General features: G+C 60.0%; 20 protein-coding genes. 13 read left to right on the top strand and 7 right to left on the bottom strand.

The window, feature by feature from the left end; translation table 11 throughout:
* The first annotated feature begins 82 nt into the window (after positions 1–82).
* Both BVU99_RS13105 and BVU99_RS13100 read left to right on the top strand, forming a co-directional pair.
* Positions 83–865, top strand: a complete 783-nt coding sequence (locus tag BVU99_RS13105; RefSeq protein WP_049208663.1) for a DeoR/GlpR family DNA-binding transcription regulator — start codon at positions 83–85, stop codon at positions 863–865.
* A 2-nt stretch (positions 866–867) separates the two neighbouring features.
* Positions 868–1,251 carry a VOC family protein gene (locus BVU99_RS13100; protein ID WP_099817528.1) on the top strand — a complete coding sequence of 128 codons (384 nt, stop codon included), beginning with the start codon at positions 868–870 and terminating at the stop codon, positions 1,249–1,251.
* On the opposite strand, the gene BVU99_RS13095 is transcribed toward BVU99_RS13100, so the two are convergent.
* A complete protein-coding gene (locus BVU99_RS13095) occupies positions 1,252–2,160 on the bottom strand; it encodes a LysR family transcriptional regulator (protein ID WP_043135578.1) in 909 nt (302 codons plus the stop codon). It abuts the gene before it with no gap.
* 125 nt (positions 2,161–2,285) lie between these two features.
* Here BVU99_RS13095 and BVU99_RS13090 point away from each other — a divergent pair, with 125 nt between their 5' ends.
* The 5 genes from BVU99_RS13090 to BVU99_RS13070 all read left to right on the top strand — a co-directional run bounded on the left by BVU99_RS13090 (position 2,286) and on the right by BVU99_RS13070 (position 5,260).
* A complete protein-coding gene (locus BVU99_RS13090) occupies positions 2,286–3,167 on the top strand; it encodes a pirin family protein (protein WP_016928920.1) in 882 nt (293 codons plus the stop codon).
* A gap of 116 nt (positions 3,168–3,283) precedes the next feature.
* Positions 3,284–3,910, top strand: coding sequence for an isochorismate family cysteine hydrolase YcaC (ycaC, locus tag BVU99_RS13085; protein ID WP_025301704.1), 627 nt, complete (start codon positions 3,284–3,286; stop codon positions 3,908–3,910).
* Positions 3,911–4,064: 154 nt separating this feature from the next.
* Positions 4,065–4,394, top strand: a complete 330-nt coding sequence (locus BVU99_RS13080) for a hypothetical protein (protein WP_043135582.1) — start codon at positions 4,065–4,067, stop codon at positions 4,392–4,394.
* A 75-nt stretch (positions 4,395–4,469) separates the two neighbouring features.
* Positions 4,470–4,922, top strand: coding sequence for a thiol-disulfide oxidoreductase DCC family protein (locus tag BVU99_RS13075; RefSeq protein WP_025301706.1), 453 nt, complete (start codon positions 4,470–4,472; stop codon positions 4,920–4,922).
* 86 nt (positions 4,923–5,008) lie between these two features.
* Positions 5,009–5,260, top strand: a complete 252-nt coding sequence (locus BVU99_RS13070; RefSeq protein WP_025301707.1) for a hypothetical protein — start codon at positions 5,009–5,011, stop codon at positions 5,258–5,260.
* On the opposite strand, the gene BVU99_RS13065 is transcribed toward BVU99_RS13070, so the two are convergent.
* The 3 genes from BVU99_RS13065 to BVU99_RS13055 all read right to left on the bottom strand — a co-directional run bounded on the left by BVU99_RS13065 (position 5,251) and on the right by BVU99_RS13055 (position 7,536).
* Entirely contained in the window at positions 5,251–5,799 is a 549-nt protein-coding gene (locus tag BVU99_RS13065; RefSeq protein ID WP_043135584.1) for a GNAT family N-acetyltransferase, read from the bottom strand. The two genes, BVU99_RS13070 and BVU99_RS13065, sit on opposite strands and share 10 nt — an antisense overlap.
* A 94-nt stretch (positions 5,800–5,893) precedes the next feature.
* Positions 5,894–6,625, bottom strand: a complete 732-nt coding sequence (locus BVU99_RS13060) for a DUF2076 domain-containing protein (RefSeq protein WP_025301709.1) — start codon at positions 6,623–6,625, stop codon at positions 5,894–5,896.
* Between the two features lie 107 nt (positions 6,626–6,732).
* Positions 6,733–7,536, bottom strand: a complete 804-nt coding sequence (locus BVU99_RS13055; RefSeq protein WP_025301710.1) for a helix-turn-helix transcriptional regulator — start codon at positions 7,534–7,536, stop codon at positions 6,733–6,735.
* A 118-nt stretch (positions 7,537–7,654) separates the two neighbouring features.
* On the opposite strand from BVU99_RS13055, the gene BVU99_RS13050 reads away from it, so the two are divergent.
* On the top strand, positions 7,655–8,425 hold the full coding sequence (locus BVU99_RS13050) for a class I SAM-dependent methyltransferase (RefSeq protein ID WP_025301711.1): 771 nt from the start codon (positions 7,655–7,657) through the stop codon (positions 8,423–8,425).
* Between the two features lie 57 nt (positions 8,426–8,482).
* On the opposite strand, the gene aqpZ is transcribed toward BVU99_RS13050, so the two are convergent.
* On the bottom strand, positions 8,483–9,178 hold the full coding sequence (gene aqpZ, locus BVU99_RS13045; protein ID WP_025301712.1) for an aquaporin Z: 696 nt from the start codon (positions 9,176–9,178) through the stop codon (positions 8,483–8,485).
* A gap of 426 nt (positions 9,179–9,604) precedes the next feature.
* On the opposite strand from aqpZ, the gene BVU99_RS13040 reads away from it, so the two are divergent.
* Complete coding sequence (locus BVU99_RS13040) at positions 9,605–10,966, top strand: esterase-like activity of phytase family protein (protein WP_099817527.1); 1,362 nt, start codon at positions 9,605–9,607, stop codon at positions 10,964–10,966.
* Between the two features lie 200 nt (positions 10,967–11,166).
* On the opposite strand, the gene BVU99_RS13035 is transcribed toward BVU99_RS13040, so the two are convergent.
* Positions 11,167–12,342: a low temperature requirement protein A gene (locus BVU99_RS13035; protein WP_043135588.1), complete on the bottom strand. Its 1,176-nt coding sequence runs from the start codon at positions 12,340–12,342 to the stop codon at positions 11,167–11,169.
* Between the two features lie 309 nt (positions 12,343–12,651).
* On the opposite strand from BVU99_RS13035, the gene BVU99_RS13030 reads away from it, so the two are divergent.
* Positions 12,652–12,936 (top strand): YdgH/BhsA/McbA-like domain containing protein, encoded by a 285-nt coding sequence (locus BVU99_RS13030; protein ID WP_004940519.1) that lies wholly within the window; start codon positions 12,652–12,654, stop codon positions 12,934–12,936.
* Positions 12,937–13,176: 240 nt separating this feature from the next.
* Positions 13,177–13,734: an rRNA adenine N-6-methyltransferase family protein gene (locus BVU99_RS13025; protein WP_099817526.1), complete on the top strand. Its 558-nt coding sequence runs from the start codon at positions 13,177–13,179 to the stop codon at positions 13,732–13,734.
* On the opposite strand, the gene BVU99_RS13020 is transcribed toward BVU99_RS13025, so the two are convergent.
* A complete protein-coding gene (locus BVU99_RS13020) occupies positions 13,735–14,196 on the bottom strand; it encodes a GNAT family N-acetyltransferase (RefSeq protein ID WP_099817525.1) in 462 nt (153 codons plus the stop codon). It lies immediately after the preceding gene.
* Between the two features lie 217 nt (positions 14,197–14,413).
* Here BVU99_RS13020 and BVU99_RS13015 point away from each other — a divergent pair, with 217 nt between their 5' ends.
* Positions 14,414–15,529 (top strand): ABC transporter substrate-binding protein, encoded by a 1,116-nt coding sequence (locus tag BVU99_RS13015; protein WP_099817524.1) that lies wholly within the window; start codon positions 14,414–14,416, stop codon positions 15,527–15,529.
* Positions 15,522–17,645 (top strand): TonB-dependent siderophore receptor, encoded by a 2,124-nt coding sequence (locus tag BVU99_RS13010; RefSeq protein ID WP_099817523.1) that lies wholly within the window; start codon positions 15,522–15,524, stop codon positions 17,643–17,645. The genes BVU99_RS13015 and BVU99_RS13010 overlap by 8 nt, the downstream gene beginning before the upstream one ends.
* Positions 17,646–17,681: the final 36 nt, after the last annotated feature.

The following is a 17,681-nucleotide window of genomic DNA, read 5'->3' as shown; positions in this document are numbered from 1 at the left end:
CGAGTGTTGCCAAAAAAGTGATTGTTCGATTGTGTGCGTTTGTGTACATTTATGATCACTTTAGCGCCACCGGATCCCCGCGATGTCCAAACTGTTACCCAATGAGCGCCATCAGGCCATTCTCGACACGCTTCGCCAACAGGGGCGGGTGCTGGCCATGGAGATGGCGCAGCGTTTGAATACCACCGAAGCGACCATCCGCCGCGATCTGCGCCAGTTGGCGGCGCAGAACCTGTGCAAACGCATCTATGGCGGTGCGCTGGCGCCGACCCCGGCCGAAGGCCCCATGACGGCGCGCATTGCCCTCAGCGGCGATGAGAAGCTGGCGTTGGCGCAGACCGCGCTGGGGGTGATCGGCGAAGAACAGCTGATCTTCCTCGATGCCGGCAGCACCCACCTGTATCTGGCAGAGCTGTTGCCACGCGATCGGCGTTTGACGGTGGTAACTAATGCGTTGAGCATCGCCGGTAAAATGCTGGAACGGCCGGGGATCCGTACCATCCTGATCGGCGGCGAACTGGATGCGCAGGTCGGCGGCTGCGTGGACGCCAAGGCGGCGGAAGAGATAGACGGGTTTCATTTCGATCTGGTGTTCACCGGCATCTGCGCTTACGACCCGGCCGGTGGCTTTTCCGCATTGAGCTATCAGGACGCCACGTTCAAAAAGCGCTTGCTGACGCGCGCCGGCAGCGTGGCGGTGCTGTGCACCCGCGACAAACTCAATACCTATGCCCCTTACCCCTTCCTGCCCGCCGGGCGGGTAGATCATCTGGTGACGGCGCGCGGCGCGCACCCGCAGCTTGAGTTGCAGGTGGCGCAAGGCGGCGGCCAGATCTGGCACAGCGATTTATCGATCGGAGAATGATGATGAAAATAGCCCATGTTGCCCTGTGGACCCATAACATCGACGCGCAGCTGGCGTTCTGGCAGCGTTATTTCAACGGTGAAGCGGGGGAGGAATATGTCAGCCGCAACCGGCCGGGGTTCGTTTCCCGCTTCGTCAGCCTGGCGGCCGGGCCGTCGCTGGAGATCATGTGCGTGCCGACGTTGCTGCCGGCGCAGGCGCAGGAGGAGCGGGTCGGTTGGGCGCACATCGCGCTGTCGCTGGGGGATGAGCGGCAGGTCGATCGGTTGGCGCAGCGCGCACAGCAGGAGGGCATTTTGCTGTCTGCGCCGCGCTGGACCGGCGACGGCTTCTACGAGGCCGTCATTCGCGATCCGGATGGCAACGCGATCGAAATCACCGCCTGATCACTCTTCTTCAATGCTGGCGAACTGCTCCCCCAGATAGTCGAGCAGCAGCCGCACTGCCGGCAGCAGGCCGCGGCGCGACGGGTAGACTGCGTGCACCACGCCGCCCTGTGGCTGCCAGCCCGGCAACAGTTGCACCAGCTCGCCGCGCAGCATGTCGTCGCGCATCATCATCGCCGGTAGCTGAACGATGCCGGCGCCGGCGATGGCGGCGGTACGCAGCATCAGCATGTCGTCGGTGACCAGCCGCGGCGTGTGTTCCCACTCCACCCGTTCACCCTGCGGGCCGGTCAGCCGCCATTGGTGCTGAGCGCGCGCCGGGCCGAGATCGAGCGTCGGGTATTTACGCAGGTCTTCCGGCGTTTGCGCCGGCCCGAGGGTGCGCACCAGCGCCGGGCTGGCGGCGACGCACCAGGTGCGCTGCGCGAGGATCTTCAGCACCAGATCGCTGTCCTCCAGCGGCGGCGGCCGTACGCGGATCGCCAGATCCAACCCTTCCCCCACCACGTCCACCCGGCGGTTGGTGGCTTCCAGATGCACCGTCACCTTGGGGTAATCGGCCATAAAAGCTGCCACCATGCTGCCGACGCGGGTGTGCAAGATCGCCACCGGGCAGGACATGCGCACCGTGCCGCAGGGCTCGGCGCGGGTCTGCTCGATCGCTTGCTGCGCCGCTTCCGCTTCCACCAGCATCGCCTTGCAGTGCGCGTAATAGGTTTGGCCGAGCTCGGTCACCGAGAAGCGCCGCGTCGAGCGCTGGATCAGGCGCACGCCCAACCGCTCTTCCAGCAGCGCCACGCGGCGGCTGAGCTTGGATTTGGGAATGCCCAGTGCCCGGCCGGCGGGGGCGAATCCCTGGTGATCGACCACGCTGGCGAAGAAAAACAGGTCGTTCAGATCGGTCAGCATCGCATCCCTTATCGTTCTATCAGTAGAACGCTGAGTGTACATCTTGCCTACTACTGCAGCAAACCCCGGCGGATTAAACTTCTGACATCAACTTAAGGCCGTGAGGTCTGAAACGGGAGTTCAAGATGAAAAAAATCCTCGGTATTCACAACAGCCCGGAAGCACATTGGGTCGGTAACGGTTTCCTGGTGAATTCGCTGTTCTCTTATAACGATTTGGGGGCGGAAATGAGCCCGTTCCTGCTGCTGGATCACGCAGCGCCAACCAAATTCCGCTCCGCCTCCGGCACTCGTGGCGTGGGTCAGCACCCGCATCGCGGGTTTGAAACGGTGACCATCGTCTATCAGGGCGAAGTGGAACACCGCGACTCGACCGGCAGCGGTGGGGTGATTGGCCCCGGCGACGTCCAGTGGATGACCGCCGCCTCCGGCATTCTGCACGAAGAGTTCCATTCTCGGGACTTCTCGCGCAAGGGCGGCACCATGGAAATGGTGCAGCTGTGGGTTAACCTGCCGGCCAAGGACAAAATGGCCGAGCCGGGTTACCAGACGCTGCTGAACGCCGATATTCCGGTGGTTCCGCTGGCGGACGGCGCCGGGCAGGTGCGGGTGATTGCCGGTGACTTTGGCGGCCACGCCGGCCCGGCACGCACTTTCAGCCCGCTCAACGTGTGGGACATGAAGCTGAATGCCGGCCATACCACCACGCTGACGGTGAAAGAAGGCCATACGCTGGCGCTGGTGATGTTGCACGGTGCGATCCTGGTCAACGGCGAAGACGTGGTGCGCGAAACCCAAATGGTGCGTTTCGACCGGGCGGGGGATTCGATCACCATCGAAGCCAACAACGACGTCGCACTGCTGGTGCTGAGCGGCGAACCGATCGATGAGCCTATCGTCGGCTACGGCCCGTTCGTCATGAACAGCGACGCGGAAATCCAGCAGGCGTTCCGCGATTTCAACAGCGGTAAGTTCGGCAGCATGAACGCCGAAGCGAGCGCCGGTTGAACTTTGGCGCCTGGGGCGGGCCGTGTTCCCCGGCTCAGGCGCTACACTTAAACCTCAACGCCCCGCCGCCAGGCGGGGCGTTTCATCCGCAACATCAACCCCACAGGAGTAAAACCATGACTGCAAACTACAAGCGCCTCGACAAAGACCAGGCCGCCGTATTGCTGGTGGATCATCAGGCAGGGCTGCTTTCGCTGGTGCGTGATATCGATCCCGATCGGTTTAAAAACAACGTGCTGGCGCTGGGTGATTTAGCGAAATACTTCAACCTGCCGACCATTCTTACCACCAGTTTCGAAAACGGCCCCAACGGCCCGCTGGTGCCGGAACTGAAAGCCCAATTCCCCGATGCTCCCTTCATTCCTCGCCCTGGCCAGATCAACGCCTGGGACAACGACGACTTCGTCAAGGCGGTAAAAGCCACCGGCCGCAAGCAACTGATCATCGCCGGCGTAGTAACCGAAGTGTGCGTGGCATTCCCGGCGCTGTCGGCGCTCAATGAAGGTTTCGAGGTCTTTGTGGTGACTGACGCCTCCGGCACCTTCAATGAGTTGACGCGTCAGTCGGCCTGGAGCCGCATGGAGGCCGCCGGCGCGCAGCTGATGACCTGGTTCGGCGTCGCCTGCGAGCTGCACCGCGACTGGCGCAATGACATCGAAGGGCTGGGCGCGCTGTTCTCCAACCATATCCCGGACTACCGCAATCTGATGACCAGCTACAACACGCTGACGAACGGCAAGTAACGCGACGGCCCTTTACCCAACCTTTCGCCTTTCATCACGTTAGACGCGGGATGTAAGCAAAACGTAGCGGGGCGAAAAGGTAGCGAAAAGCGGCTTTCTCATGGGCCGGGGGCGGGGTAGCGTAATCCCGAACCCGGCAAATGAGGCTAATTCAATGAAACAAGCAATCAAGATCCTGGCGCTGCCCTGCATGGGCATGGCGCTGTTATTCAGCGCGAGCGCGATGTCGGCCCCCGAGGCGCCTGCGGCCAAAGCGTTGCCGCCTGTGGCGGGTGAACCGATGCGCATGCCGCCTTTCCCGGGCGGGCACCCGCCCAAGCCGGGGTTCTGCCACGGCGGCGAGCTGTTCTGCGCCACCTCGGCCAGCGACAATCCGGTGGAAACCATCAACAAACTGACGGCGGTGATCCCGGCGGGCAGCGCCAAACATTACGAAGTTCGCGTCGCGGTGGTGGCGGTGCCTGACGCACCGCCCGCGCCTTAACACGCCCTGTCATCCCGCTCTGGCCTGGGCGCGCTAGGCGCGTTAGGCTAAGGCGAGCGTTTTTCGGGAGGCGGGATGACCCCTTTATCACATCTGCCTTATCTCCAGCCCGGCGATCGCGCGCTGTTGTTCGACGGCGAATGTAATCTGTGTCACGGGCTGGTGAGGTATCTTATTCGCGCCGATCGGCAGCGGCGCATTCTGTTGGCGACGGTGCAATCCGCCGAAGGGCAGGCGATCCTGCAGGCGCTGGGATTGCCTACCGATCGTTTCGATTCCGTGGTCTATGTTGAGCAGGGGCGCTGTTGGCTACGTTCGGCGGCGTTGTTTCAGGCGCTGCGTCAAGTGGGGTGGCCGTACCGCGTACTGGCGCTGGCGCGTTACCTGCCGCCGCGACTGGCGGACAAGGTCTATGATGCGGTCGCCGGCAATCGCTACCGGCTGTTTGGCCGCAACGACGGCACCGGCCTGCCGGGCACCGATCAGCCCGGGCGTTATCTGCCCCGGCGGCAGGAACCGCCGGCCTGAGCTTTACGCTTCTTTACCATCCAACCGCTTGAAATATCAACACTCCAGCTCCATATAATGGAACGTTCAGCCAACAAGGAGCGCGTATGGGAATCAGTGAAGAAGAGCACATCCGCCGTTTGACCCAGGAGAAGAACGACATGGGCAATACGGCGAAATGGGTGGCGATCGTTTCCGCCGTGTACTTTGCCTTGATGGTGTTTTACGGCCACCCGACCGGCGTGTTGGCGATGTCGGGCGCGGTGTTTATCGTGTCTACCACCACCTGGTTGAAAAAGCGTCAGAAGGTCAAATCTTATCGCATGGCGTTGGCCAAAATCAGCGACGATCAACCCTGATAGTCGCCGCGCTTTAGCGTATACACCAGGCTCGGCGCTGCGCCGGGCACGTCATCCAGCGTATCCACCCGCCGTAAACCGACCTTTTCCAATACTCGCCACGAGGCCTGATTCTCCGCACGTACAATGGCGGAAATCTCCTCCAGCGCCAATCCGACAAAACCGTATTGCAGCGAAGCCCGCGCCATCTCGGTGGCCAATCCCATGCCCCAGACGCGAGTATCGAAGCGATAGCCGAGGTTCACGGTGCGCTGCGCCCCGAGCGGTTTCCGGGACAATCCGCCAAAGCCGATAATCCAATCCGGCCGTTCGCGCAGAGCGATCGCCCAGGAACCGTAACCGTGTTGTTGCCACCCGGCAATCCTCTCGTGCAGCGCCGATGCGGCCTGCGCTTCGCTGGTGAGTGGGCCGGCGGGATTGAAACGCTGCGTTTGCGGATCGCCAAAGATGGCGTAGAAACGTGCGAGGTCCGCCATTACCGGTGGGCGCATCTGCAGGCGTTCGCTGAAGAAAGGGGTGGAAGGATTAAAGCTTGTCATCGTTTCTCTCCGCTGGATAAATGAACAGTGTTCACTGTAGACCAGATTGGCGAAACGGGAAATCCCCCTCTGCGGGTGAGAGGGGGAGAGGGCATTACAGGAAGGAGTCGTCGTCGTCGCTGTAATCGTCGTCGGCGTAGTCCGTGTCGTCCTGATAGTTGGCGTTCTGGAAGCCGTTGTCCTGGTTCAGGAAGCTGCCACCGTCGCCGTTGTTGAAGGTATCAAGGTTGTTGGAGGCGTCGAAATTGCGCATCGCGCTGTCGTCCAGCGGCGCCGGGGTTTCTTCGATAATATTCACGATTTCCTGCGGCTGCGAATGGCGGAACATGCCGGTCAGCATGTCGGCCAATACCACGCCGCCGGCGACGCCCGCCGCCGTTTGCAAGGCGCCGCCCAGGAAGCCGCCGGCACGTGAAGGCGCCGCCTGTTGCGGTTGGGCATAGGCCGGTTGCTGAGGCTGTTGCTGCGCGTTGTTCCAGGCCGCCGTATTTTGCTGCTGCGCCTGATACTGTTCGCGCGGGCTTGGCGTGCGGCTGCCGCCGCCAAACAGACCGGCCAGGAAACCGCCGCTGCTTTGCTGGCCGTGGGCAGTTTGCTGCAGCTGCGCGACCTGGGCTTCCAGATCTTTGACCCGCTGGTCCATCTGCTTGAGCGCTGCTTCCTGAATGATCATCGCCTGCGCCATGTAATAAGGGGCGGAAGGCTGCTCGCGAATATGCTGGTTGATTTGCTGCTCTGCCTGGAGATCCCGTGGGCCCGTCTTGGTCTCGGCTTCTTTCAGGCGGCCAAACAGACCATCGATAAGGCGTTGTTCTTCGGATTGCATAGGCGTACCTCGGGAGATAAATAACGTTGCTGGATGATGACTATCATCGGTAACAATCACCCTAGCGCGTTTACATGAACCAATAAATAAATGGCGGGTAAACCTGCCTATGAATTTGTTACCAATTGCGGCAGCGGGATCAGCATCACCAGCTTCAGACCGGCGTGCTCCGCCGGATGGAAGGTGAGTTGGCGATAGCGCAGTGCGCCTTGCTGAGGATGTTCGAACGCTCTTTCGCCGCCTTCGCGCGCCATCACGTCATGTTGCTTCCACCAGTGATTAAAGTCCGCGCTGTTGTGCGTCATGTTGCGCACGAAGGCGCGCATCTCTTCGGTATTTTGATGATGGCTGGTCTCGGCGCGAAACTCGGCCACCACGCGGCGAGCGCGTTCCTCCCAATCGCTGACCAGCGTTTTCGCCAACGGGTGGAAGAACATGAAGTGCAGCAGGTTGGGGCTGTTGGCCACATCCAGCCAGCCGCGGAACAGCGCCGCCGCCTGCGGGTTCCAGGCGACGACGTTCCAGGTCACGTCCAGCAGATAGCAGGGCACCGTCATCTGATGCACGCTTTGCAGCACCGCGTCGTTGGCGGTTTCGCGGTGCGCTTCCTGCTCGGGATCGGCGATGCGCGCCAGGGTAAACAGGTAGTGGCGTTCGGCCGGGCCGAGCCGCAGCGCTTTGGCGATGCGTGCCAGCGTATAGGGGGAAATAGACACCTCGCGGCCCTGTTCGATCCAGGTATACCAGGTGGCGCTGATGCCGCTGATTTGCGCCAGTTCTTCGCGGCGCAGGCCGCTGGTGCGGCGGCGCGAAGAGCTAGGCAGGCCGATCATTTCCGGCGTGATGCGTTCGCGGTGCGCGCGCAGAAATGCGCCGAGGGCTTTTGGCCCGGATAAGGCTTCTGATGACATAGCGTGGTACCTATTTATACCAGGATAACTGCTCATATTGTACCCGTATAGTAGCCTGATTATAGTAGCCGAAAAGCCTTCAGGCACAGGCGCAAGCCGGATAATAACAGGAGCAAACATGAGCAACAGCAACAGCCATAAAAACGCGGTAGACCGGCAGTTCGGCGAGCAGGCCAACGCCTACTTAACCAGCGCGGTACATGCGCAGGGCAAGGATTTGCAACGCCTCGCGCAGTTACTGGCGCCGCATGCCGACGCGCGTCTGCTCGATTTGGGCTGCGGCGCCGGGCATGCCAGCTTCACCGCGGCGGCCAGGGTGGCGCAGGTGGTGGCCTACGATCTGTCGGCGCAAATGCTGGCGGTGGTGAAGCAGGCGGCGGCGGAAAAAGGCCTGGGTAACATTCAGCTGCAGCAAGGCGTGGCGGAGTCTTTGCCGTTTGAGGACGCCAGCTTCGATCTGGTCATCAGCCGCTATTCGGCGCACCACTGGCACGATGTCGGCCAGGCGCTGCGTGAGGTCAGGCGGGTGCTCAAACCGGGCGGCAGCGCGATCTTTATGGACGTGGTCTCGCCGGGGCATCCGCTGCTGGATATCTACCTGCAAACCGTGGAAGTGCTGCGTGATACCTCGCATGTGCGCAACTATGCGCCAGGCGAGTGGCTGGCGTTATTGACCGAAGCCGGGCTGGTGGTGCGTGAGGTGACGTCGGATCGGTTGATGCTGGAGTTCGACAGCTGGGTGGCGCGCATGCGCACCCCGGCGCATTTCGTCACCGCGATCCGCGCGCTGCAGCAAAGCGTGTCGCAAGAGGTGGCGGAGCATTTCGCGATTCAGCTGGATGGCTCTTTTACCAGCGATATCATGATGTTTGAAGTGACGAAGGGCTGAAAGCAACGGGGCAGCCGATGAAGGCTGCCCCGTGAAACGCGATCGACTGCGATACGCTTATTTTTTGTCTTCCAGCAGGCAGCGGTAGATCAGGCCGCCGATAATGCCGCCGACCAGCGGCACCAGCCAGAACACCCACAGCTGCTGCAGCGCCCAGGTGCCCTGGAAGATCGCTACGCCGGTGCTGCGCGCCGGGTTGACGGAGGTGTTGGTCACCGGGATGCTGATCAGGTGGATCAGCGTCAGCGTCAGGCCGATCGCCAGCGGGGCAAAGCCTGCCGGCGCGCGCTTGTCGGTTACGCCATGAATAACGATCAGGAAGAAGGCCGTCAGCACCAGCTCAATCACGATGGCTGATTGCAGAGAATAACCGCCCGGTGAGTGTTCGCCGTAACCGTTGGAGGCGAAACCGCCCGCGGTGGCGTCGAAACCGGCTTTGCCGCTGGCGATCAGATACAGCACCGCCGCTGCGGCGATACCGCCGATCACCTGTGCGATCACGTAAGGGATCACGTCTTTCGCCGCGAAACGGCCGCCGGCGAATAAGCCGACGGTGATCGCCGGGTTAAAGTGCCCGCCGGAAATATGGCCGACGGCATAGGCCATCGTCACCACGGTCAGACCGAAAGCGAGCGCGACGCCGAGGAAACCAATACCCAGTTGTGGGAATGCCGCTGCTAATACTGCGCTACCACAACCACCAAACACCAACCAAAATGTGCCAAAAAATTCAGCAAAAAGTCGCTTTGACATAGATTCCATCCTGCGGAATTGACTAACGGGCGTTAGCACTAAAAACTATAGAACAGCTTTTTCAGTTCATGCAGATATTCTATAGAATTTTCTTAATGCACCTTGAATAACGGCGGTATTAAATCCCTGGTATTTTATTTTGTCTATGAGAAAAACACCGTTTTTCGCCGTGTTGACGCGCGTTTGCCGATTTTTTTATCTTTGTTATCAGAATTTACCCTAAGCAAAATGACGGGTTATTTCCGGGCGGTTTTTTCCAGCGGTTTTCTCCATTCAATACGCTCAGGTTAATTGCTAATTTCTATTTGCCAGCCAACCTTATTGCCTGATGTGCATTTGACGAATTGCCTATTGTCATCTAAGTGTCATGCTAAATTAATATCGTCTTCTGCCTGACAACGCTTCATTTAACCTCGGGTAACAAATATGAAAATAAAATCGCTCTCCCTGCTGTTGGCTTCACTGTTTCCTGTATTGGCCCACGCTGCCGACATTGAGGTGGCGCGTTATGTGGTCGGCTTCCCCGGTGGGGAACGCGTCGCCTATCAGGGGGCGTTCGCCAAGCATTTCCCGCAGGGGTTGCCGGTGGGGATCGGCTCCGGGTTGATGTTCAACAAGAAGCAGGGCGACGATTTGGTGCTGACGACGCTGACCGATCGCGGCCCGAATGCCGATGCCCCGGCGGTAGGCAAGCAAGAGGCCAAGATTTTCGCCAATCCGCAATTCACGCCTCTGTTGATGGACATTCGTATCGGCGGCGGCAAGGCCGTGGCCGAGAATGCGCGGCCCTTGCATGACGAAAAAGGGCCGATTAGCGGGCTGCCGCTGCCGAGTGAGCTGATTGGTTCCACGAACGAAGTGGCGTTGAACGACGCGCTGCAACCGCTGTCCGGCGATCGCCGCGGGTTGGATACCGAAGGCATCATCGGTGACGGTAACGGCGGTTATTGGCTGTGCGATGAGTACGGCCCGTTTCTGATCCATGTCGACGGCAAAGGTAAAATCCTCGCCAAATATGGCCCAACGCCGCAGGCCGGCGAGCAGGCGGTGGCGAGCGGGTTACCGAACATCCTGAAGTGGCGCCAGCCTAACCGCGGTTTTGAGGGGCTGACCCGGATGCCGGATGGGCGCATTCTGGCGGCGGTGCAGAGCACGCTGGATGTCGACGGCAAAAGCAAAAACAAGGCGCAGTTTACCCGGCTGGTGAGCTTCGATCCGCGCAGTGGCAAAACCGCGATGTACGGCTATCCCATCGATATCGACAGCTATAAAAAAGCCAAAGACGCCAAAATTGGCGATGTCGTGGCGTTGGACAACCAGCGCATCCTGTTGATTGAACAGGGAACCGGTAAAGAAAAGACGATGATCAACAAGATCTATCTGGTGGATCTCGCGCAGGCCAGCGATCTGATCGCGTTTGACGGCCAGGGTAAAGCGCTGGAGTTCGATGATGCGAAAGATCTGGCTAAACGCGGCGTGAAGCTGGCGCAGAAACGGGAAGTGGCGGATCTGCGTCAGTTGGGTTGGCGCCAGGAGAAAGCGGAAGGGTTGGCGCTGATCGACGATCGCACGCTGGCGGTGATCAATGACAACGATTTCGGCTTGCAGGCCAAGCTGGTGGATGCGTCGCCAAAGAGCAAGAAAATCGGTGACTATCAGCTGGAGAAAGGAGGGCGGTTGAGCCTCGACGGCGACAAAACCGACGCCCGCATCGAATTGCGCCCTCTGGAGCAGCCGGAATCGCTGAGTGAGCTTTGGGTGCTCACCTTGCCGCAACCCTTGAAGTGACCGAGATAGGGGGGCGATAGCGCCCCCTTCAGACCGTTGACAAAGGAGGAAAAAACGTGGTTTTTCCTCCTTTGTGGCCATCAGCCGAAAATCAATAAATTGATTTTCCTTGTTTTTTATCCGCTGCTCTTTGCAAACCCGGCAATGGCATGAGGTTTGTCATCAATCTCACAGCGGGGGCGATAGCGCCCCCGTTTGTGTCAGGCTTCCGCATGCTGCTGCGGCGCTCTGCCGCGCGAGATGCTCTCCCACACCGCCACCATCACCATGATCAGCGTCGTCAGGCCATTGACCATCAGCAGATCGGTTAAATAGGCGATAGGGGCCAATACCGCCAGCGCCAGCAGCCCAACCAGGTGCGACAGCGGAAAACGGTGATACACCAGCCGTTTGTACAGCGCGTTGGCGAACAGGTAAATCGCCGGGCCGAGCAGCAGCACCGCCGCCGTGGCGTGTTGGATACGGCCGTCGGGATGGGCGATCACCAGCTCGTTGGCCACGGCGCAGACGATGATCGCCCCCACCAGCGCGACGTGCACATAATGGAAATAAGCGCCCAGTTGGCCGGGGTTTTCCGCCTGGCTGATGGCGTGGCTGCCGGCTTTGCTGCTGGTGTCGAAGTAAACCCACCACATCGCCAGGCTGCCGAGAAAGGCCACCAGCGAGGCGATGAGCACCGGCAGACTCCAGCTTTCCATCTCGCTCAGGGTGGCGCCGGTGATCAGAATGGTTTCTCCCAGCGCTACGATCACGAACAGCTGGCAACGTTCTGCCAGATGGTGGCCTTCGATGGTCCATTCGCTGCTGCTGTCCGAGCGCCCCAGGACCGGTAAACGGAAGCCGAACATCGGCGAGACGTATTCGCACAAGACGGCGATCGCCCACAGCGCCAGGCGGGCATTGCCTTCTGCCAGCCCACCGACGATCCAGAAGACGGCGGAGATGCACAGCCAACCGAGAATGCGGCGAAAGTTTTGTTTTAACGGATGATCGGGCGCCAGCAGGCGTAGCACCGTGACGGAGCGGCCAACCTGAATGGCGACGTAGAACAGCGCGAAGATCAGACCGCGTTCGCCAAACGCCTGTGGCAGCGCGGCGGCGGCGAACAGCCCTAGCAGCATGATCGCGAACAGCAGCAGGCGGATCTGACGGGTATCGGGATTGAACCAGTTGGTGACCCAGGCGGTGTATTGCCAGGCCAGCCAGACGGCGAACCACAGCAGCAGGGTTTCCAGTGCGCCGGTCAGCGTCAGGTGATGCAACAGATAGTGGGAAAGTTGGGTCACGGCGAAAACGTAGATCAGATCGAACAGCAGTTCGGAGAATGAGACCGAAGCGCCCTGACCGTCACGCACGCGCAGCAGGTTTTGCGACATAAGCGTTCTTCCTTAAAAGGGTAAGCCACAAAATCAGCGTAGCTCAGCGCGCCTCGGCGGGTAAAAAATCTTAAATAGCGGCGGCGTGCGTTCTTTCTTTCGCCCTGTCTTTAATTGTTCATCAAATAGGGGTAAGGTGAACTCAATAAAGTCATTCCTGCCTGAAAATACACACTCGCACTCATATCCTCCTTATTCTCCTCACAATGATTGATGTTCTTTACGTTGCATGACGTCCGTTTTCATTGGCTAGCGGATAATTAACATCACTGACAACGAGCTAATAAACAAGAACACCTGGAGTCAATCATGAAACTTATCCCAAGCATCGCAGCCGTATTGATCGCCGCCGCTTCCTTCTCCACTTTTGCCGCGCCGCTGTCGTCGGTGAAACAGGTCAACAGCGAGCAGGCCGCCAATCTGCAAAGCATCGGCGTCGTGTCGGTTTCCGGCATTAGCGGCTCACCGCATGACGCCATCACCGCCCTGAAAGAAAAAGCCGCGGCGGACGGCGCCAGCCATTACCGCATTATCGGCCTGGACACCCCCGGGGACTCCAGTAACTGGCGCGGCAATGCGGAAATTTATCGCTAAGCGTTGATTGTTACTCTCTGGCCACGGCAACGTGGCCAATAAAATAAACGGTCGTAATAATTATCTGAACAGTCGGCGCATAAACGGCTTATTTTCAGGTCATTATTACGACCGTTTTTCTTTGTGCCGTCGTGGCTGAGGTCGCATTTTATTACAACTGTGTCTGCCGCTTTCGGAATCATGTTAATGATTACTTAAGAAATTCGGCTCACATTGGGGGCTTAACCCAAGGAGGCCTCAATGTTAAATGCGACCCGGCTGCAACTGATGAATCACTTCGCTTACCTGCAGCAATTTATGGCTTCACCGCGCACCGTCGGTACGCTGGCGCCTTCTTCCCCGTGGCTGTGCCAGGCGATGCTGAACCAGATTGAATGGACCCGTGCGCTGTCGATCGCGGAGCTGGGCGCGGCGGACGGCGTACTGACCAAACGCATCCTGGGGCGGATGCGCGCCGATGCGGCGCTGGAGGCTTTCGAAATTCAACCGCATTTCGTGCATCGGCTGCGGGGGATAGACGATCGGCGGCTGCAGGTGATGCCCCATTCGGCGACCCAAATGGCCACGGATTACGACGTGGTGTTTTCTTGCCTGCCGCTGCTGTCGATCCCGGTCAGGATCAGCGTGCGCATTCTTCAGCAGGCCCGGCAGCGGCTGCTGACGCGCAACGGCACGCTGGTGTTGTTTCAATACAGCCACCTGTCGGAAAAATTGCTGTCCCGCTATTTTCACTGGAAGCGCCTGCGGGTGGTGCGCAACTTCCCGCCGGCGCTGGTGTATGTTTGTACGCCGCGTTAGCTACAGCGTTTTCGCCATTACTACCACTTCTTCGTCATGCTGCCGCCGGCGTTCCACGGGATGCCAACCCCAGCCGGCGTACAGCGCTTCCGATTTGTCGGTGATGAGATGCAAAACCGAGTGATGGCGTTGCCGCGCCGCCTCGACGATGGCCATCTCAAGACGGTGGGCGATGCCCTTGCGGCGGTGATCGGGATGCACGAAGACGCCGGCCAGCCATGGGGTGAGATCCTGGCGCTGATGATCGTCGCTGGGCCACAGGCTGGCCATGCCCACCGGACGATCGCCGTCGATCATCATCAGCGTCAGGTGATCGTCGCTTGGCCGGCTGCAGTGGGCGAAGCGCAACTGGGTGCGCTTCAGCGAACCGCCACGCTGTGAGCCCCATTGGCCGAAGGCCCAGGCGGCGCACACATCGGCAAACTGCGGGCAATCCGACAGCGGAATGATGCGTTGAGTCATGGAGGTCTCCCGGTTTTTAGCTGTTTCCCCGTTCTATATAACCGATTTCCCCGCCATTTTTTTAACTTTTTAAAGCCGTTATTTTAGCGGTTTCGCCATGTTTGCCGCGCGCCCGGCGCCGTTTCCCGGATTTCTTTTGGCAATCGCGGCGTGGGATTGCAAGTGTTAATGAGAGTGATTATCATGCGCACACTATTTCCCCCGTTTCGGCTCAATCATGCGCAATTCCCTCATTTTACTGCTGCTTTCCCTGTGGTTCGGCCTGTTCTCCGCCCAGGCGAAGACGGTGACCGATATCACCGGCCGTCAGGTTGTGGTGCCGGACAATCCGCAGCGCATCGTGGTGGGGGAGAGCCGCATGCTGTATACGCTGGCGCTGCTGGAGCCGGGCAACCCGGCGCAGCGCATCGTCGGCTGGCCGGCGGATCTGGCGCGTTTCGATGCGCAAAGCTGGCAACGCTATACGCAGAAGTTCCCGCAGATCGCCGCGATCCCCATTATCAGCGGCAATAATTTCCGCCAGGTCAACATCGAAAGCCTGCTGCAGCTGAAGCCGGATCTGGTGATCCTGGCGCGCTACGCGCGTGAAGACGGTGACAACGATCTGCTGGTTTCCGCGCTGAACAAGGCCGGTGTGGCGGTGATCTACGTCGATCTGCGTATCGATCTGCTGAACAACACCGTGCCGAGTGTGCGGCTGCTGGGCGAAGTGCTCAATCGCCAGCAGCGCGCCGAGCAGTTCATCGCGTTTTATCAGCAGCATATGGCGGTGATTCAGCAACGCCTGGCGGGCTATCAGGGGGCGAAGCCCAAAGTGATGCTGCACCTGCATCTGGGGCGGCGCGATACCTGTTGCACCACCGCCGCACACGGCAACCTTGGCGATCTGCTGACCTTCGCCGGCGGCGACAACATCGCCAACGCCAGCGTCAAAGGGGTGTATGGCGAACTGAACCCGGAAACCATTCTGAGCGCCAATCCCGACGTATACCTCGCCACCGGCATGGCCGGCCCGCAAGGCAAACGGCTGTCCGATCTGAGCCTCGGGCCGCAGGTCAGCCCACAGGAGGCCGCCGACAGCTTCCGCCGGCTGATCGCCAAACAGCCGATGCTGGCCAGCTTGCAGGCGGTGAAAAACCACCGCGCCTGGAGCGTCTGGCACAACTTTTACCTCAGCCCGTACCACGTGGTGCTGGTCGAGGTATTCGCCAAAGCGTTTTACCCGGATCTGTTCGCCGACATCAATCCGCAGCAGACCTTCCAACAGCTGTATCAGCAGTTTTTGCCGTTACCTTTTTCAGGGACCTATTGGAGTCAGTTAGATAATGAATAACAACAAGCGCGGCTGGTGGTGCGCATTGCCTTTGGCGGCCTGCGCAACATTGCCGACGTGGGCGGCGGAAAAAGTCGCGTCGAAAGAAGAAAGCCTGACGGTGATTGGCCGCAAAGACGCCGACGGTGTGCAGAGCTATCAGCCGTTGACGAGCGTCACCGGCACCCGCAGCGAAGCCAACCTGCTGAATGTGCCGCAGGCGATCGACGTGGTGCCGCAGCAGGTGATTACCGATCAGGCGGTCAGCAGCCTGGACGAAGCGCTGTACAACGTCAGTGGCATTACCCAGGCCAACACGCTGGGCGGCACTCAGGACGCGGTCATGAAACGCGGCTTTGGCGATAACCGCGACGGCTCTATTCTGCGCGATGGCGTGCGCTCGGTGCAGGCGCGCAACTTTACGCCGACCACCGAGCGGGTGGAGGTGCTCAAGGGGCCGGCCTCGATGCTGTATGGCATGGGCGAGCCGGGCGGGATGATCAATATGATCACCAAAAAGCCCCAGCTGCAGCAACATACCCACGTGGAAGGCTGGGGCAGCAGCTTCAACGGCGGCGGCGGCCAGCTCGACGTTACCGGGCCGCTCGGCACGTCGGGATTCGCCTATCGCATGATCGTCGATCACGATGAAACCGACTACTGGCGCAACTTTGGCCGCAACCGCCAGACGGTGATCGCGCCCTCGCTGATGTGGTACGGCGAGAACACCACCGTGCGCTTGGCCTACGAGCATATGGAATATCTGGTGCCGTTCGATCGCGGCACCATTATCGATTCGCGCACCGGCAAACCGGTGAATACGCCGCGCGATCGCCGTTTCGACGAAGCCTATAATGCTACCCGCGGCGATCAGGACAGCATTACCCTGCAGATCGATCAAACGCTCAACGAGCGCTGGAAAAGCTCGCTGACCTACGCCTACAGCCGCAACAGCTACAGTGACAACCAGGCGCGCGCCACGGCGCTGAACCCGGTGACCGGCGTGTTGAGCCGCCAGGCCGACTCGACCGCCAACGCCGTCAGCCACGCCAACGCGGTGCAGCTGACGCTCAATGGCGACGTGGACTGGGGCAGCATCAACCACCAGATGCTGTTCGGCTTCGATTTTGAAGATAACCGTACCTACCGCGGCGACATGATCCGCGGTAAAAAGAACAGCGATTTCAATATCTATCATCCGGTATACGGCCTGATGCCGCCGTCGACCGCGGTCAGCGCCAAAGACAGCGACCAGCGGGAAAACCTCACCAGCTACGGTTGGTTTATGCAGGATTCTATCCAATTGACTGATAAATGGCTGGTGATGGGCGGGCTGCGTTACGACGCTTTCGACGTCTATGCCGGCAAGGGGCGGCCGTTCCAGACCAACACCGACAGCTCGGACGGCAAGATGGTGCCGCGCGCCGGTGTGGTCTACAAGCTGACGCCTTACGTGTCGCTGTACAGCAGCTATACCGAGTCGTTCAAGCCGAACTCTTCCATCGCCACCCAAATTGATTCGCTGCCGCCGGAGCAGGGCAAGTCGTGGGAAGTCGGCGGCAAGCTGGCGTTGCCGAACGGCGTTACCGGCACGCTGGCGCTGTTCGACATCACCAAGCGTAACGTCATGGTCAATGAGCTGGTGGAGGGCGAAACCGTGACGCGCACCGCCGGGCGCGTGCGTTCGCAGGGCGTGGAGCTGGACGTGGCCGGCAATCTCACCGACTCGCTGAGCCTGATCGGTTCCTATGCGTATACCGACGCCCGCGTGGTGGACGATCCGGACAACAAGGGGAAAGAGATGACCAACGTGGCGCGCCATACCGCCTCGCTGTTCCTGACCCAGAACCTCGGCAGCCTGGGCCTGTACAGCGGAGATGAGGTGCGTATCGGCGCCGGCGCGCGCTACGTGGGCCGGCGCCCGGGCGACGCCGCCAACAGCTTCTACCTGGATAACTACACCGTTGCCGATGCGTTCGCCGCTTACACCATGCCGATCAACGGCTATCGGGTGAAATGGCAGCTGAACGTGAAGAACCTGTTCGATAAAACCTACTATCCGTCCAGCGGTGGCAATCTGCGCGTGGCGGTGGGAGAGCCGCGTGAGGTGGTGCTGCGCGGCAGTATCGATTTCTGAGCCACGGGCGGTGGAATTTGTTTAAATAACCGCCCC

Origin of the sequence: Serratia sp. OLAL2, from assembly GCF_002752475.1 — a bacterium.
In the GTDB taxonomy this organism is placed as follows: Bacteria; Pseudomonadota; Gammaproteobacteria; order Enterobacterales; family Enterobacteriaceae; genus Serratia; species Serratia bockelmannii.
Note: the sequence above shows the minus strand (reverse complement) of the source record. Positions and strands in the feature narration are given on the sequence as shown.

What these genes read in the sequence shown, in the direction of transcription:
- BVU99_RS13105 (WP_049208663.1), top strand. Translation starts at nt 83, where the DNA reads ATGTCCAAACTGTTACCCAATGAGCGCCATCAGGCCATTCTCGACACG.
- BVU99_RS13100 (WP_099817528.1), top strand. Translation starts at nt 868, where the DNA reads ATGAAAATAGCCCATGTTGCCCTGTGGACCCATAACATCGACGCGCAG.
- BVU99_RS13095 (WP_043135578.1), bottom strand. Translation starts at nt 2,160, where the DNA reads ATGCTGACCGATCTGAACGACCTGTTTTTCTTCGCCAGCGTGGTCGAT.
- BVU99_RS13090 (WP_016928920.1), top strand. Translation starts at nt 2,286, where the DNA reads ATGAAAAAAATCCTCGGTATTCACAACAGCCCGGAAGCACATTGGGTC.
- ycaC (WP_025301704.1), top strand. Translation starts at nt 3,284, where the DNA reads ATGACTGCAAACTACAAGCGCCTCGACAAAGACCAGGCCGCCGTATTG.
- BVU99_RS13080 (WP_043135582.1), top strand. Translation starts at nt 4,065, where the DNA reads ATGAAACAAGCAATCAAGATCCTGGCGCTGCCCTGCATGGGCATGGCG.
- BVU99_RS13075 (WP_025301706.1), top strand. Translation starts at nt 4,470, where the DNA reads ATGACCCCTTTATCACATCTGCCTTATCTCCAGCCCGGCGATCGCGCG.
- BVU99_RS13070 (WP_025301707.1), top strand. Translation starts at nt 5,009, where the DNA reads ATGGGAATCAGTGAAGAAGAGCACATCCGCCGTTTGACCCAGGAGAAG.
- BVU99_RS13065 (WP_043135584.1), bottom strand. Translation starts at nt 5,799, where the DNA reads ATGACAAGCTTTAATCCTTCCACCCCTTTCTTCAGCGAACGCCTGCAG.
- BVU99_RS13060 (WP_025301709.1), bottom strand. Translation starts at nt 6,625, where the DNA reads ATGCAATCCGAAGAACAACGCCTTATCGATGGTCTGTTTGGCCGCCTG.
- BVU99_RS13055 (WP_025301710.1), bottom strand. Translation starts at nt 7,536, where the DNA reads ATGTCATCAGAAGCCTTATCCGGGCCAAAAGCCCTCGGCGCATTTCTG.
- BVU99_RS13050 (WP_025301711.1), top strand. Translation starts at nt 7,655, where the DNA reads ATGAGCAACAGCAACAGCCATAAAAACGCGGTAGACCGGCAGTTCGGC.
- aqpZ (WP_025301712.1), bottom strand. Translation starts at nt 9,178, where the DNA reads ATGTCAAAGCGACTTTTTGCTGAATTTTTTGGCACATTTTGGTTGGTG.
- BVU99_RS13040 (WP_099817527.1), top strand. Translation starts at nt 9,605, where the DNA reads ATGAAAATAAAATCGCTCTCCCTGCTGTTGGCTTCACTGTTTCCTGTA.
- BVU99_RS13035 (WP_043135588.1), bottom strand. Translation starts at nt 12,342, where the DNA reads ATGTCGCAAAACCTGCTGCGCGTGCGTGACGGTCAGGGCGCTTCGGTC.
- BVU99_RS13030 (WP_004940519.1), top strand. Translation starts at nt 12,652, where the DNA reads ATGAAACTTATCCCAAGCATCGCAGCCGTATTGATCGCCGCCGCTTCC.
- BVU99_RS13025 (WP_099817526.1), top strand. Translation starts at nt 13,177, where the DNA reads ATGTTAAATGCGACCCGGCTGCAACTGATGAATCACTTCGCTTACCTG.
- BVU99_RS13020 (WP_099817525.1), bottom strand. Translation starts at nt 14,196, where the DNA reads ATGACTCAACGCATCATTCCGCTGTCGGATTGCCCGCAGTTTGCCGAT.
- BVU99_RS13015 (WP_099817524.1), top strand. Translation starts at nt 14,414, where the DNA reads ATGCGCAATTCCCTCATTTTACTGCTGCTTTCCCTGTGGTTCGGCCTG.
- BVU99_RS13010 (WP_099817523.1), top strand. Translation starts at nt 15,522, where the DNA reads ATGAATAACAACAAGCGCGGCTGGTGGTGCGCATTGCCTTTGGCGGCC.